The 13,448-nt window shown below is 68.8% G+C and carries 13 protein-coding genes; 5 read left to right on the forward strand and 8 right to left on the reverse strand.

Annotation, left to right across the window (positions count from 1 at the left end; all coding sequences use genetic code 11):
• The first annotated feature begins 5 nt into the window (after positions 1-5).
• From ACWPN8_RS30100 to ACWPN8_RS30110, 3 genes are read left to right on the forward strand one after another with little or no spacing between them, the layout of a single operon-like run.
• On the forward strand, positions 6-1,634 hold the full coding sequence (locus ACWPN8_RS30100; RefSeq protein WP_492243434.1) for an ABC transporter substrate-binding protein: 1,629 nt from the start codon (positions 6-8) through the stop codon (positions 1,632-1,634).
• Positions 1,631-2,827 carry an acyl-CoA dehydrogenase family protein gene (locus ACWPN8_RS30105; protein WP_492243435.1) on the forward strand — a complete coding sequence of 399 codons (1,197 nt, stop codon included), beginning with the start codon at positions 1,631-1,633 and terminating at the stop codon, positions 2,825-2,827. The genes ACWPN8_RS30100 and ACWPN8_RS30105 overlap by 4 nt, the downstream gene beginning before the upstream one ends.
• 31 nt (positions 2,828-2,858) lie before the next feature.
• The gene (locus ACWPN8_RS30110) at positions 2,859-4,100 is read left to right on the forward strand and encodes an acyl-CoA dehydrogenase family protein (RefSeq protein ID WP_492243436.1); all 1,242 of its coding nucleotides are present in this window, start codon (positions 2,859-2,861) and stop codon (positions 4,098-4,100) included.
• A 61-nt stretch (positions 4,101-4,161) separates the two neighbouring features.
• Here the strand turns inward: ACWPN8_RS30110 and ACWPN8_RS30115 are convergent, their stop codons facing one another.
• Positions 4,162-4,437 (reverse strand): hypothetical protein, encoded by a 276-nt coding sequence (locus ACWPN8_RS30115; protein ID WP_199237439.1) that lies wholly within the window; start codon positions 4,435-4,437, stop codon positions 4,162-4,164.
• On the opposite strand from ACWPN8_RS30115, the gene ACWPN8_RS30120 reads away from it, so the two are divergent.
• On the forward strand, positions 4,430-5,140 hold the full coding sequence (locus tag ACWPN8_RS30120; protein ID WP_492243437.1) for an IS6 family transposase: 711 nt from the start codon (positions 4,430-4,432) through the stop codon (positions 5,138-5,140). The genes ACWPN8_RS30115 and ACWPN8_RS30120 overlap by 8 nt on opposite strands.
• A gap of 118 nt (positions 5,141-5,258) precedes the next feature.
• On the opposite strand, the gene ACWPN8_RS30125 is transcribed toward ACWPN8_RS30120, so the two are convergent.
• From ACWPN8_RS30125 to ACWPN8_RS30155, 7 genes are read right to left on the reverse strand one after another with little or no spacing between them, the layout of a single operon-like run.
• Positions 5,259-6,233, reverse strand: a complete 975-nt coding sequence (locus ACWPN8_RS30125; RefSeq protein WP_109095615.1) for a PQQ-dependent catabolism-associated beta-propeller protein — start codon at positions 6,231-6,233, stop codon at positions 5,259-5,261.
• A 27-nt stretch (positions 6,234-6,260) separates the two neighbouring features.
• The gene (locus ACWPN8_RS30130; RefSeq protein ID WP_492243438.1) at positions 6,261-7,526 is read right to left on the reverse strand and encodes an ABC transporter substrate-binding protein; all 1,266 of its coding nucleotides are present in this window, start codon (positions 7,524-7,526) and stop codon (positions 6,261-6,263) included.
• A complete protein-coding gene (locus ACWPN8_RS30135) occupies positions 7,501-8,256 on the reverse strand; it encodes a formylmethanofuran dehydrogenase subunit C (protein WP_492243439.1) in 756 nt (251 codons plus the stop codon). The genes ACWPN8_RS30130 and ACWPN8_RS30135 overlap by 26 nt, the downstream gene beginning before the upstream one ends.
• Positions 8,253-9,176: a formylmethanofuran--tetrahydromethanopterin N-formyltransferase gene (gene fhcD / locus ACWPN8_RS30140; protein ID WP_492243440.1), complete on the reverse strand. Its 924-nt coding sequence runs from the start codon at positions 9,174-9,176 to the stop codon at positions 8,253-8,255. Before fhcD ends, ACWPN8_RS30135 begins: the two co-directional genes overlap by 4 nt.
• Positions 9,176-10,555, reverse strand: a complete 1,380-nt coding sequence (locus tag ACWPN8_RS30145) for a formylmethanofuran dehydrogenase subunit A (protein ID WP_492243497.1) — start codon at positions 10,553-10,555, stop codon at positions 9,176-9,178. The genes fhcD and ACWPN8_RS30145 overlap by 1 nt, the downstream gene beginning before the upstream one ends.
• A complete protein-coding gene (locus ACWPN8_RS30150) occupies positions 10,441-10,866 on the reverse strand; it encodes a hypothetical protein (RefSeq protein WP_492243441.1) in 426 nt (141 codons plus the stop codon). The genes ACWPN8_RS30145 and ACWPN8_RS30150 overlap by 115 nt, the downstream gene beginning before the upstream one ends.
• On the reverse strand, positions 10,860-12,137 hold the full coding sequence (locus ACWPN8_RS30155) for a formylmethanofuran dehydrogenase (protein ID WP_492243442.1): 1,278 nt from the start codon (positions 12,135-12,137) through the stop codon (positions 10,860-10,862). Before ACWPN8_RS30155 ends, ACWPN8_RS30150 begins: the two co-directional genes overlap by 7 nt.
• Positions 12,138-12,420: 283 nt before the next feature.
• Between ACWPN8_RS30155 and ACWPN8_RS30160 the strand changes: the two genes are divergently transcribed.
• Positions 12,421-13,437, forward strand: coding sequence for a beta-ribofuranosylaminobenzene 5'-phosphate synthase family protein (locus ACWPN8_RS30160; RefSeq protein WP_492243443.1), 1,017 nt, complete (start codon positions 12,421-12,423; stop codon positions 13,435-13,437).
• The last annotated feature ends 11 nt before the right edge of the window (positions 13,438-13,448 follow it).

Genomic DNA, 13,448 nt, shown 5'->3' on the forward strand with positions numbered 1-13,448 from the left:
CGACCATGGTCCTCGTCCGTGGGCGCCCCGCCGCGCGCCCATTCGTCCGTCCGCTCGCCCTTGCCGCCCTGGCCTTCGGACTGGCGGCGCTCCCGCTCCAGGCCGGGGCACAGCAGAGCGCGGCGCCGGTGCGCGGCGGTACGCTGATCGCCACCATCGAACCCCAGCCGTCCGTCCTCACCACCGCCTTCAACAACCAGTATGCCAACGCCGCCCTGTCGACGAACGTGTATGACGGGCTGTTGAGCTATGCCGAGGATCTCTCGGTCCGGCCGAGCCTCGCCGAAAGCTGGGAGGTCGCGCCCGACGGGCTGTCGATCACCTTCAAACTGCGTCACGGCGTCAAATGGCATGACGGCGTCGAGTTCACGTCGGATGACGTGAAGTTCAGTGCGCTGGAGGTGTGGAAGAAGACGCACCCGCGCGGGCGGCTGACCTTCGCCTCGCTGCAGGATGTCGAGACGCCGGACCGATACACCGCCGTCTTCCGCCTTTCCGCGCCGTCGCTGGTGATCCTGAGCGCGTTGAACGCGGCGGAATCCCAAATCCTGCCGAAGCATGTCTTCGAGGGTTCGCCGATCCAGACCAACCCGGCCACTTCCCGGCCGGTCGGCACCGGTCCCTTCCGCTTCAAGGACTGGAAGAAGGGCCAGTATGTCGAGCTGGAACGCAATCCGGACTATTGGGACGAGGGCAAACCCTATCTCGACCGGGTCATCTTCAAGGCCATCCCTGACACCGCGAGCCGTGCCGCTGCGCTGGAAACCGGGGAGGTGCAGTACGCACCCTACGACGCGGTGCCGTTCGGCGACGTCGCCAGACTGCGCAAGGATCCGAACCTGCGGTTCGAGACGCGCGGCTACGATTACCATTCGCAGTTCTACATCCTGGAATTCAACCTGCGGAACCCGATCCTGGCGAACGACAAGGTCCGCAAGGCGGTCGCCCACGCGGTCGACAAGGCGAAGCTGGTGGAAACCGTGTGGTACGGGCTGGGTAAGCCGTCGACCGGGCCGATTCCGGCCAGCGTCAAGACATTCTACACGCCCGACGTCCAGCGCTATGACTTCGACGTCGCGGCGGCGAACCGTCTGCTCGACGAGGGCGGCTATCCGCGCAAGGCCGACGGCATCCGCTTCGCGCTCAACCTCGACTTCACCGCGGTCGGCGACGTGACCTCCCATTCGGCCGAGTTCATCCGGCAGAACCTGAAGGCCGTCGGCATCGACGCGAAGCTGAACAGCACGGACGATCCGACCTATCTGCGCAAGGTCTACAAGGACTACAGCTTCGATTTGAACCTGTTGCAGATTTCGCCGCTGATCGATCCGCAGATGGGGCTGTTCCGGCTTTACTGGACCAAGGCCCAGGCACCGGGCGTCCCTTACGTCAACGCGTCCAGCTATTCCAGCCCGGCGATGGACGGCATCATCGAGGCGATCCGCGTCGAGAGCGATGCGGACAAGCGGAAGCTCCTGTTCCATGACCTCCAGCGTCAGGCGATGACCGACCTGCCGCTGGTACCGCTGTTCGACATGCAGCACTTCACCTTCTACAACCGCAAGGTCCACGGCATCAACACGACCCCGGACGGCGCGATCTCGTCGCTCAAGAATGTGTGGATCGAGCGATGAGCGGCCCTCCCGTGCGTGACCGCGCCGCGCTCGTCGAACTGTCCGCCGAATTCGGCCGGCGCTTCGCCACAGGCGCCGCTGCCCGCGACCTCGAACGCCGGATGCCGTTCGAGGAAATCTCCGAGCTTGCCCGCAGCGGCCTGCTGGCGGCCCGCGTGCCGGCCGCCTATGGCGGGCCGGAAGTGAGCATGGGCGAGTTCGCCCGGATCGTCCTCAACCTGTCGAAGGGCGATCCGAACATCGCGCAGTCCGCCGCCGCGACCTTTCCCAACGTCGAGAAGATCCGCATCTACGGCAGCGAAGCGCAGAAGCGGCGCTATTTCGGCCTGCTGCTGGACGGCCGCCGGCTCAACGGCAACGCGGCGGCGGAGCGTGGCGGCACCCGCATCGGCGACATGGCGACGCGGATTGTCTCCGACGGCGGCGGCTACCGGCTCGACGGGCGCAAATACTACACGACCGGCAGCCTGTTCGCCGAATTCACCCTGGTCACGGCTCTGCTGGAGGGCGGCCGGGCGGCGGCGGTGGTTCCGGTCGACCGCGCGGGCGTCACCGTCATCGACGATTGGGACGGGATGGGGCAGCGCACGACGGCGAGCGGCACCATGATCTTCGAAAATGTCCGGCTCGACGAGGGCGAGGTCATGCCCATTCCCGATTACGGCCGCCGCCGGACCTACGAAGGCGCCTTCGCCCAGCTTCTTCATTCGGCACTCGACACCGGAATCGCGCTGGCGGCGCTGGAGGAGGCCGTCGCCTACGGGCGGACCCATGCCCGTCCGCTGCCCGAGGCCGGGGTCGGGCGCGCGGTCGAGGACCCTTACGTCCAGTACACCGTCGGCGAGATGGCGGTCCTGGCCCATGGCGCCGAGGCGCTGGTCGGGCGCGCCGCGGCGGTTCTGGACGAGGCGGTCCGCCTGTTCCACCGCGACGGCGCCGCCGACCGGCCGCTCGGCGAGGCTTCGGTCGCCGTCGCCGAGGCGAAGTTCGCCGCCAGCGAGGCGTCGGTGAGGGTGAGCGAGATGCTCTACCGGATCGGCGGGGCATCCGCCACCTCGCGGACGCTCAACCTCGACCGGCATTGGCGCAACGCGCGCACCCATACCACCCACGATCCGGTGGCCTACAAGGCCAAGGCAATCGGCAACTTCTACCTCACCGGCGCGCTGCCTCCGATCAACACCAAGATCTGACCCGCACCGGGTCGACATAGTGGAGACGACAATGACCGTTATCGACAGGACCGGCCCACGCCATGGCGAACCCGGGATCGGCAAGGCCGAGGTCCCCGGACCCGGCTCGCCCGCGCTGCGCCGACTGGTCGAGGCCATCGCTGCGGGGGCCGAGGCCCGCGACCGCGGCGAGGCGAGGGCCGGCGAGGCGATCGACCTGCTGCGCGCGGCCCGTCTCGGCGCCTTCCGGCTGCCGCGGCAGGCCGGTGGCGGCGGGGCATCGCTGGCCGACCTGTTCGAGCTGGTGCTCGACCTTGCCGAGGCCGATTCCAACATCCCCCACATCCTGCGCAACCATTTCGCCTTCGTGGAGAAGGCGCTGCGCACCGCGGACAATCCGAAATACGCGCGCTGGCTCGGCCATGTGCGCGAAGGCCGCATCATCGGCCTCGGCGTCAGCGAACTCGGCATCCAGAACATCGGGCTGAACGACGGCGACACCCGCCTTGAGCCGTCCGGGACCGGTTACGTGCTGGACGGACGGAAATACTACAGCACCGGCAACTTCTATTCCGACTTCATCCTGGTGAATGCGCGGACGCCGGACGGCAGGACGGCGTCGGCCTTCGTGCCGACCAGCAGTGAAGGGGTGACCGTCGACGACGACTGGGACGGCATCGGCCAGCGGCTGACCGCCAGCGGCACGACGGTCCTGTCACGGGTGCCGGTGTCGCGGGACGACGTGCTGTTCGGCGCCGACGAGGATGTGCGGCTGCCTTTCCGGGCAACCTTTGCGCAGCTCTACCTGACCGCCATCGTCGCCGGCATCCTGCGTGCCGTGGTGGCGGATGCCGCGGCACTGGTGGCGGGGCGCGAGCGCAACTACTACCACGCCGTCGCCGCCCGTCCGGCCGACGACCCGCTGCTGCAGCAGGTCGTCGGCCGGCTGTCGAGTGCTGCCTATGTCGCCGAGGCCGCGGTGCTCAGGGCGGTCGACGCGCTGGATGCCGCCTTCCGCTCCGCTGTCGCCGGGCCTCCCGATCAGGCGCTTTTCGTCGAGGCGGCACTGCGCACCGCGAAGTCGAAGGTGATGGTGGACGAACTGGCTCTCGATGCGGCGACCCGCCTGTTCGAGGTCGGCGGCGCCTCCGCCATCCGGGCCGGCAACCGTCTGGACCGCCACTGGCGGAACATCCGCACCCTCTCGTCACACAATCCGAATGCCTACAAGGCGCGGGCAATCGGCGATCATGCGGTCAACGGGACCCCGCTGCCGACCGCGGCCTTCTTCTGAATGGACCTCTGTCGGAACCAGCCTGCCTGACCGACGCCGCCGATCAACCGCACCCTGGGGACTATCGTGCCGTCACGTCCTGCCGGGCGACGACGAAGGGTGACAGCATGTCGGCGTTCAGCTCGATGCCAAAGCCCGGACCGTCCGGCACCGTGACGGTCCCGTCGCCGTTGACGGCGGGACGGCCGCAGAGATCCAGCAGCGGGTTGGGGCCGGCATCGAATTCGAGGAACGGATAGCCTCCGGCCGCGCTGCCGCTGCGCAGCGCGGGCAGGGTCGCGGCGTTGTCAGGTTGGCGTTGGCCGCTCTGGCATGGCAGGCTGGCAAGCATGAGCACGACGTCCAATCCCTATCGCGGTTTCCGCTTTCCGGCCGAGATCATCAGCGAAGCGGTGTGGCTGTACCACTGCTTCAGCCTGAGCCTGCGCGAGATCGAGTTGATGCTGGCGGCGCGCGGCATTGAGGTCAGTTACGAGACCATCCGGGAATGGGGCCTCCGTTTCGGGCGCGTCTTCGCCAACACCCTCAAGCGGCGCCGGCCCAAGCCGGGCGACAAGTGGTTCCTGGACGAGGTCTTCATCCGTATCTGTGGCAAGCAGCATTACCTGTGGCGCGCCGTCGATCAGAATGGGGTGGTGCTGGACATCCTGGTGCAGAGCCGGCGCAACACCAAGGCGGCCAAGCGCTTCTTTCGCAAGCTACTGAAAGGACTGCGCTATGCGCCGCGGGTCGTGGTCACGGATAAGCTGAAATCTTACGCCGCAGCGAAGAGGGAGATGAAGCTCGGCAGCGAGCATCGGCAAAGCCGATACCTAAATAATCGCTGCGAAGTCTCACACCAGCCGACCCGACGGCACGAGCGGCACATGAAGCGGTTCAAATCAGTCCGACACGCCCAGCGGTTTCTCTCCATCCACAGCCGGATCCACACTCACTTCCAACTGCGCCGCCACCTGATCTCCGCCTCCGAGTACCGCGTCGCCCGTGCTCGCGCCTTCACCGCTTGGCGCGAGGTGACCGGGCTTGCTCAGGCCAGCTGACCAACGACCCTGCAGCGGGGCGGCTCAGCCTCACTGCGTCCTTGGCTGGTCAAGTTGACAACACCCCGTCCCCTCATGCTCGGTCCGCAAGAGGCCGCGGCGCTGGGGTTCCGTCAGTTTACGGCTTGACGACGATGCCCCAGGGCGCGCCGCCGACCGGAATGCTCTTGATCACCTTGTTGCGCTCCAGGTCGATCACCGACAGATCGTTGCTGATGCCGTTGGTGGTGTAGAGCCGCTTCTCGTCGGGGGAGAAGGCGAGGTTCCACACGCGCTGCCCGACCAGGAAATAGCGCTTCACCTCGAGGCTGGCGGTGTCGATCTCGGCGATGCGGTTTGCCGGACCCAGCGCCACGAAGGCGCGCTTGCCGTCCTTCGTCATCTGGATGCCCACCGCCTGGATGGCCTCGCGCCGGACGCCGGTGACCTCGAACCGGATCTTCCTGATCACTTTGTGGGCCGCCGCGTCGATCACGCTGACCGTGCCGCCGATCTCGCTCGACACCCAGACCTGCTTCCCGTCGTCGGTGAAGCGGGCGACGCGCGGCCGGCTGTCCACCAGCACATTGCCGACGACGGCATGCTTCTCCGTGTCGATGAAGTGCGCCATGTTGGTGGTTTCAGAGGTGTTGACCAGAATCCTGCCGTCGGGGCTGATCCCCATCCCCTCCGGCTCGACGCCGACCTGGATGTTGCCGATGGCCTTGCGTTCGGCGACGTCGATCACCGTCACCATGTTGTCGTTCTCGTTGGCGACATAGAGTTTCGTCCCGTCCGGCGACAGCACGAACAGTTCCGGATCGGGGCCGGAGGGCAATGTGTGGACGATCTTGCCGCTGGCGATGTCCACCACGTCGATGCGGTTGTCGTCGCCGACGCAGACATAAAGCTGCGTCCCGTCGGCGCTCAGCGTGATGCCGCGCGGACGCCGGCCGACCTTGATCTTGGTCTTGATCTGAAGGCTGTCGCCGTCGACCACGGCGATCTGGTTGTCCTTCTCGTTGGACACGAAAATCGTTTCGGCGAGGAGGGGCTCGGCAACCAGGACCGGGCCGGCGAGAAGCAGAAGGGTGCAGGACAGCAGGTGTCGCATGGTGTGGTCCGCCTTGTTGGGTCCGCCCTATCGGTTGAGACGGCATTTGCTTTCCGGCGCATCGTCGCCGAGCGTGTCGAGAGGTGTGACCGGGTGCAGGAACCCCTCCTGCGGCGACACCGAGACCAGCATCCGCGGCCCGGCGATCAGGATGGGTTGGCGCATCTGGCCGTCCCAGGCGCGGAAGGACAGCGCCTCGCCCTTGAAGCCGGCCAGCTCGAAATCGGGGTTGTGCAGATAGCCGGCCAAGCCGTCGAAGCCGGTGGCGCCGGTGCGGGCCGCCGCCTCCCCGACGCTGCGCACCGCCAGCCACGCGGCATAGTCGCGAGGGGTCATCCAGCGTCCGGCCAGCTTTTCGAACCGGCTTTGCAACTGGGTGCCGCCCCACTGTTCGTTCACCCGGGACCAGGCCGTTGCGGTCAGCCCCTGGGTGCCGGCAACCGGGCGCGGATACCAGGTGCGTCCGTCGAGATAGTCGCCGAAATCGCCCGCTTCGTCGGCGACGACCAGCACGTCGTAATCCGGCCCCTGGGTGGCGAGCGGGATGTCGGACTGGATGGTGGTGACGCCGGTGTCGGTGCGCCGGTTCCCGGTGTCGAAGGTCCAGGACTTCTCGTCGACGATCCGGCCGCCGAAGCGCTTGGCCGCGCGGCGGACGGCCTCGGCATAGAGCGCATCGCCCGGGTCGCGGCCGGCCAGCAGGCTCCAGCGCGGCCATTTCTTCCAGGCGAGATACTGCGCCAGCGCATCGGCCAGCATGCGCCGGCTGGGGGCGGTGTGCAGGATGTTGGCGCGGCATTGCTCGTTGCGCAGCGCATCGTCGGTGGCGCGCGCGTTGAAGAGCATCATGGACTTGGCTTCAGGCCGGTCGGCGGCGGCGAGCAGCGCATCGGCCGGCAGATCGGCGACGACGAAGCGCACCCCCTCGTCGGCCAGCGCCTTCACCCCGGCGGCGATGTCGCCGTCCTGCGGCAGGACCTGCTCCACCAGCCGGTAGCTCTGCTTCAGGAAGACTCCGGTCGTGTTGTTGTCGGCGAGCGCCAGCCGGGCCCCCTGAAGCCCTTCGTCGGTCGCGACCGGCTCCAGGAAGCTGAGCGGGGTGCGCGGATCCTCCTGGCGTGCCAGATAGCCGATCAGGACCGCCGTGGCACCGGCCTCCTGAGGCCCACTCCCGTGGGCGGCTGCCGGCGACGCAAGGGCCAGCAGGCCCAAAAGCGGCAGGATGACGGCAACCGGCCGCCGCGGCTTCGATAAGCGGGATCGTCGTTCAGGCCACCGCCAGAATCTCACCATGCCCTCCCTCCGCAAGGTCGCCGATGAACCGATGGGCGCGGGTGGTGCCCATGCGCTCGAACCAGCTTCCGCTTCCCTCCAGGGCGCGCCGCAGCAGGTGCAGGAACAGCCAGTCGCGTGTGCCGCCGTCGGCAAAGCCTTCGGGCGCTTCGTCCTGCGCCCTGCCCAGCAGGAGCGTGCCGCGCCGTATGCCGAATCCCGGATGCGGACCGCAGCCGCCACCGGCAACCAGCGTTCCGGCGACCATGAAGCCGGCGGCATAGGCGCCGACCGGTCCGTCGACGACGACGATGCCGCGGCGCATCCGTTCGGCCGCCCGGTCACCGGCGCTGCCGCCGACGCCGATCAGCCCGCCGCGCATCCCCAGCGGCAAGCCGGGCAGGGCGCCGCCCAATGCATCCCCGGCGTTGCCGGCGATGCGCAGCAGTCCGCCGCTCATCCCGGCACCGGCATGGTTGCCGGCATCGCCCTCCACCAGGATGCGCCCGGACGCCATCCCGGCGCCAACCCGATGCAGGACGGCCTGTCCGGGCCGGATCAGCAGCCCCTCGGCCGCATCGCCTGCCGACACCTCGAACATCCCGCCGACGGTCGCCACCCCGCCGCCACAGGGCAGCGGCAGTCCGGCGACCTCGCCGGCGGTCAGGCCGGCCAGCCGTTCGGGCAGCAGGGCGGACATGTCCACCGCCATTCCGGCATCGCCGCGGAAGGTCAGGGTCATGCCGCTCATTTCATCGCCTCGCCCATCACCTCATGAAGGTGGAAATGGTGCGGCCCCAGCTTGCCGCCGTAATTCCCGGCGGTGATCGCCAGCACGCCGGCCGCCGTCCCACCGGCCGCCGCAGCGGTGATGCCGGCCCGCATCCCGGTGCGGATCGCCGTCTCGTCGATGCCGTCCAGCACCAGTTCCAGCACCGCTTCGACGTTCGGGGCCAGCAGCGTTTCCGGTTCGACCGCCCGCAAGGTCGGGCAGAACCGCGTGTTGGTGGAGGCGATCAGCGCCTTGTATTTCGAGCCGACCTTGGACCCCGACCGCACCACCCCGCCGGGGAAGGGCAGGATGACTCCGGGCAGGGGCCGGATCGCCGCGACCGCCGCCTCCGCCGCGGCGAGGCACTGGCGGTGGCTGGCGGCCAGGATCAGGAAATTGCCACCGCCGATGCCCTTGGCCACGGCGACGCTGTCCTCGCAGACGAACTCGCCGTCCATCACCGGCAGGCGCCAGAAGCGGCGGTCGCCGAATTTCTTGGAAATCTGGTGCCCGTCGCCGAAATAGCGCAAGCCCCCGCCGAGCGGAATGCGCTTCGTTCCCTGCAGGAGTCCGGCATAGCAGGCCGACCCCGGCGAGGTCATGATGCACTGCCCGACCCGGTTGACCACCAGCTTGGCGAGGTCGCCGGTGGACATGCCGAAGATCATCACCGCGGCACCCGGCCGGCTGTCCGGCGTCTCCTCCGGCGTCAGCAGCCGTTCCACCGCCGCCTCGCAGCCGCAGCCGATGACCGAGGTGGCGAAGCCGGTCAGGCTGGATGTCGCCGCATCGACCCAGGCGGGCGTGTCGGCGGTGATGACCAGCCGCGTGTAGGTCATCGGAAACGCCTCGGCGAACGTATCCTCGATGCGCACGCCATTGATCTGCATCTCCGCCATCACGGCACCTCCCGCCGTTGGCAGGGATGGAGCTGCGGGCCGGCGCCATGGCGGATCTCCGCGTCCTGGATGCGGAAATGCTTGATCGGCAGGCCGAGCCGCTCGTCGAAATGGCGGGCGATGCGGCGCTCGATCAGATCGTCGTAGCCGGGGCGCACGACATGGGTGCAGCCCTGCGCCATCGCCACCAGCACGCCGTCGCGCACCACCAGCCGGCCGCCCTTGAAGACCAGATCGGGCCGCTCGAACATCGCGCGGCGGTCCGGCACATCGCTGTAGACGGTGACGTCGGCCGAAGCGCCCGGCGCCAGATGGCCGCGGTCGGCAAGCCCCAGGATGCGGGCCGGCGCCGCGCGGGTCATGATGGCGATCTCGGCCAGCGTGTATTCGCGGGCGATGGAGCCCAGCGTGGTGTGGGCCGGCGCGTCGGGATGGAGTTCGGCCAGCTTCGCCAGCCGGTAGTCGCGGTCCATCAGCAGCCGGATCAGCTCCGGATAGAAGGTGAAGGGCGCGCCGTTGGGATGGTCGGTGGTCAGGAACACCCGCCAGGGATCGTCGAGCAGCAGGAAAAGCTCCAGCCCGATCGCCCATTGCAGCGCGTTGACATAGGACGTGTCGCGGTAGCGGAAGGGGACCACGCCGCAGCCGGCATCGCATTCGATGTCCATCGCCAGCCATTTGCGGGGGTGGGCCAGCGGTGCGGTGTGACGCTGCGCCATGGTGTCGGCCGATGCCGTCACCGTCTGCCCGAACATCACCTGCCCGATGTCCACCGACAGGGTCGGCGTCCGGTTCACCGCCTCCGCCAGCGCCGCGGCACCGGAGGAGAATTTGCGGTCTCCCGCCGTGTCGTAGCTGTGGAACTGGATGTGCGTCATGTGCATCGGCAGCCCCGATGCCGCCTGGATGGTATCGAGCGTCGTCGCGACGTTGCCGGGAACCCCCAGATTGCAGCCATGGACATGCAGCGGGTGCGGCAGCCCCAACTCGTAGACCGCACGGGCCAGTCTGGTCAGGACGCTGCGCGGCGTGACGCCGTAATGCGGCCCGGCCTCGTCCAGGTCGAGCGAGCGGGCGTTGAACTTGAAGGCGTTGATGCCGCCGGGATTGACCACCTTGACGGCAAGGCTCTGGGTCGCCGTCAGCATCCAGGCGACATAATCGTTGACCGCCGCCTGCCCGGCATTGGTGGCGATCAGGTCCAGCAGGAAATCGTCGTTTCCCAGCACCAGATAGCCGCCGGTGTCGATATAGGGGATGTCGCTCATCTCCAGATGCGCATGCCGGGCGTTGGAGCCCAGCATCGCCGGCTCGAAGGCGGCGGTGAATCCCATCTCGATATAGCGGGCGCCGGTGGTGTGGGTGGAGGGCGTGGCGATGCCGCTGCCGCCCCCAATCCTGTCCCCCCGATCCTATCGTGGCCGCAGGCATGGCCGGCGAAGCGGTGCCGGTCGTGCTCCTCCCCCATCAGCAGGCGGGCGAGGTTCACCTTGCCGCCGGCGATGTGGCTGTGAATGTCGATGGCGCCGGCCATCACCACCTTGCCGGTCACGTCATGCACCGCGTCCGGGGTGGCGCCCGGCCCCGGATCGGCGGCGATGCGGCCGTCGCGTAGCCAGAGATCGGCGACCTCGCCGTGCCGCCCGTTGGCAGGGTCGAACAGCCGCCCGCCGGCAAGCTTCGTCAGCATCCGGCGGCCTCCCTGGTTCTGGCGTTTTGGCCGAGTGCCGCCAGCATCCGGCCGATCACGCCGGCGACGCTCGGCAGGCCCCTGCCGATCAGGGCGTCGGCATGGAGAGCGACAACGCTGTCGGCGCGGAACACGTCGCCGGGATGGTCGATGCCAGGGGTGCCCACCGGAATGAACAGCGCCGGCTCCGGCGCAACACTCGTCTCCGGCGGCGCCAGCATGATGACGCTGCCGCCGGTGGCGAGGGGCGGTGTCTCTGGACGGAAAGCGGATATCCACAACGTCACGTCGGCATCGCGCAGGCGCCTGCGCCAGTCGAAGCGTTCCGGATCGTGCAGCGGCCCGCCGCCATCGAAACCGGTGCGCAAGGGAAAGCCGGTGCGCCAGCCGCACGCCTGATTGGCGCCGATCAGGTTGTCGGCCCCGGACAAGGGAAGGCCGGCGCAGCGGGTGGTGCCGTCCACCGTACGGATCAGGCGCACCAGCCCCTCGACGATCAGGTCCGGCTGCGGCCCCTCGAACAGCCCCGCCGCCCACACCACCACCGCATAGCGGGCGGAGCGCAACCGGGCCGCCAACGCCGCCATAGATGCCGCCATCGGATCCCCGTCCCTCGACCGTCCGGCCAATGCTGTCCTCAGCCGGCCGACCAGCGTCGCCAGATCGGTCTCAGCGCCGGTGTCCACCCCGCTTGTTTCGGTCCTGCCGCCAAGGCACCGCACGGTTTCCGGCAGCGGGTCCCCACCCAGGAAGACGACGCTCCGGCCTTTGCCGGCAACGAAGGCCGGTTCCGGGACCACCCAGCGCTCCCACAGGCGCGGAAAGGCCGCGGCCGGGTCCGGCCCGACGACTAGGACAAGGTCGCAGCGGTTGCGCAGCTCCGCCAACGTGGTCACCGACCAGCCGAAGCGGCGCAGGACCGACAGATTGCGGAACAGGGCGTCCGAGCGTTCATGGTCCACGGTCGCGCCGACGTGTTCGGCGAGGCTGAGCGCTGCGAGCACGCCGTCCACATCGGCCGCCAGTCCGGCGATCAGCGGTGCGCGGCTGGCCTCCAGCAGCCGGACCGCCTCGGTGATGGCCTCGTCCATGGAAATGGCGGCTCCGCCCCGACGGGCATCCGTCGGCACCGCCAGGGAGCGTCGGAACAGCCGGTCGGCCTGCGGGCAGCCGCTCGGCCGCGGGACGATGCCGGACGGATCCCGGTCGATCCCGATGTCGCCGCAGCCGAGCCCGCAAAACGGGCAGAGAATGTCGGGGTGGAAGCTCATGGCCCCCCAATCGTCTGAGCGGGATGAGTGAAGTCAGACCGAAGAATTCATCGACCTTTGCGATCTTCGCCACGATCCGCCCAAGCATCGGTTCCGAAATTGAGAATCCGAAGTCTTGGGCATGGTCGGTCCCCGACAGGCAAAGCATCCGCTTCATGCCCGGTTTCCTCCCTGGATATGTCTTGCCCCGTTCGGGCTACCGCACGCGGATACTCGTTCGCGCTACGGACAATTTTGTTCGTAACGCTAACATTGTGCGGTGACCCGCGCAAAGGGAATGCAGATGAGCCACCAGCGCAATCGGATAGGGGAGGTGTGGGTCCGTGCGCCTGCGCGCCTGCATGCCGGCTTCGTCGATCTGAACGGTGGGCTGGGGCGCCGTTTCGGCAGTCTCGGCATTGCCATCGACCGCCCGGCCATCGCCCTGCGTGCCCGGCCCGCCGACCGGCTGACCGTCAGCGGTCCATCGGCGGAGCGGGTCCGCCGCGGCATCGAACGGCTTGGGCGCGAAGCCGGGCTGCCCGACGCCGTGGCGGTCATCGTGGAGGAGGCGATCCCGCCCCATGTCGGGCTGGGCTCCGGCACCCAGACCGACCTCGCCGTCGCCGCGGCACTGGTTTGCCTTGAAGGGCGCGGCACGGCGGCCCGCGATCTGGCCCGCGCGCTGGAGCGGGGAGCCCGGTCCGGCATCGGGCTGGCGGCGTTCGAGCAGGGCGGGGTGCTGCTCGACGGTGGCCGGGGCGGGCTCGACGCCGCGCCGCCGGTGATCGCGCGGGCGCCGTTTCCGGAGGAGTGGCGCATCCTGCTCCTGCTCCATCGCGGCGGCCATGGCCTGCACGGCGCGCCGGAGGCCGAGGCATTCCGCCGGTTGCCGCCCTTTCCGCCCGACGCCGCGGCGCATCTGTGCCGGCTGATGCTGATGGTCGCCCTGCCGGCGCTGGCCGAGGGCGACGCCGACCGGTTCGGACAGGCCATCGGCCAGCTTCAGCGCACGGTCGGCGACCATTTCGCGCCCGCCCAGGGCGGCCGCTTCACCAGCCCCGTGGTGGCGGACGCGCTGGCCTGGTTGGAGGCGCAGGGGATCGCCGGGGTCGGCCAGAGCAGTTGGGGACCAACCGGCTTCGCCATCGTCGGTGATGCCCGGCAGGCGGAACGGCTGGCCGGCGAGATGCGCACGCGCTGGACCGGGTCGCCGCTGGAGGTGATGGTCTGCCGCGGGCGTAATGCCGGTGCGACGGTGCGGAACCTGTCCGCCGAGGCGGACTTCACGCCCGCGATGCGGCGGGCGGCGGGGGAATGACCGGAGGGAGA

The organism is Azospirillum sp. UENF 112521, assembly GCF_058780665.1.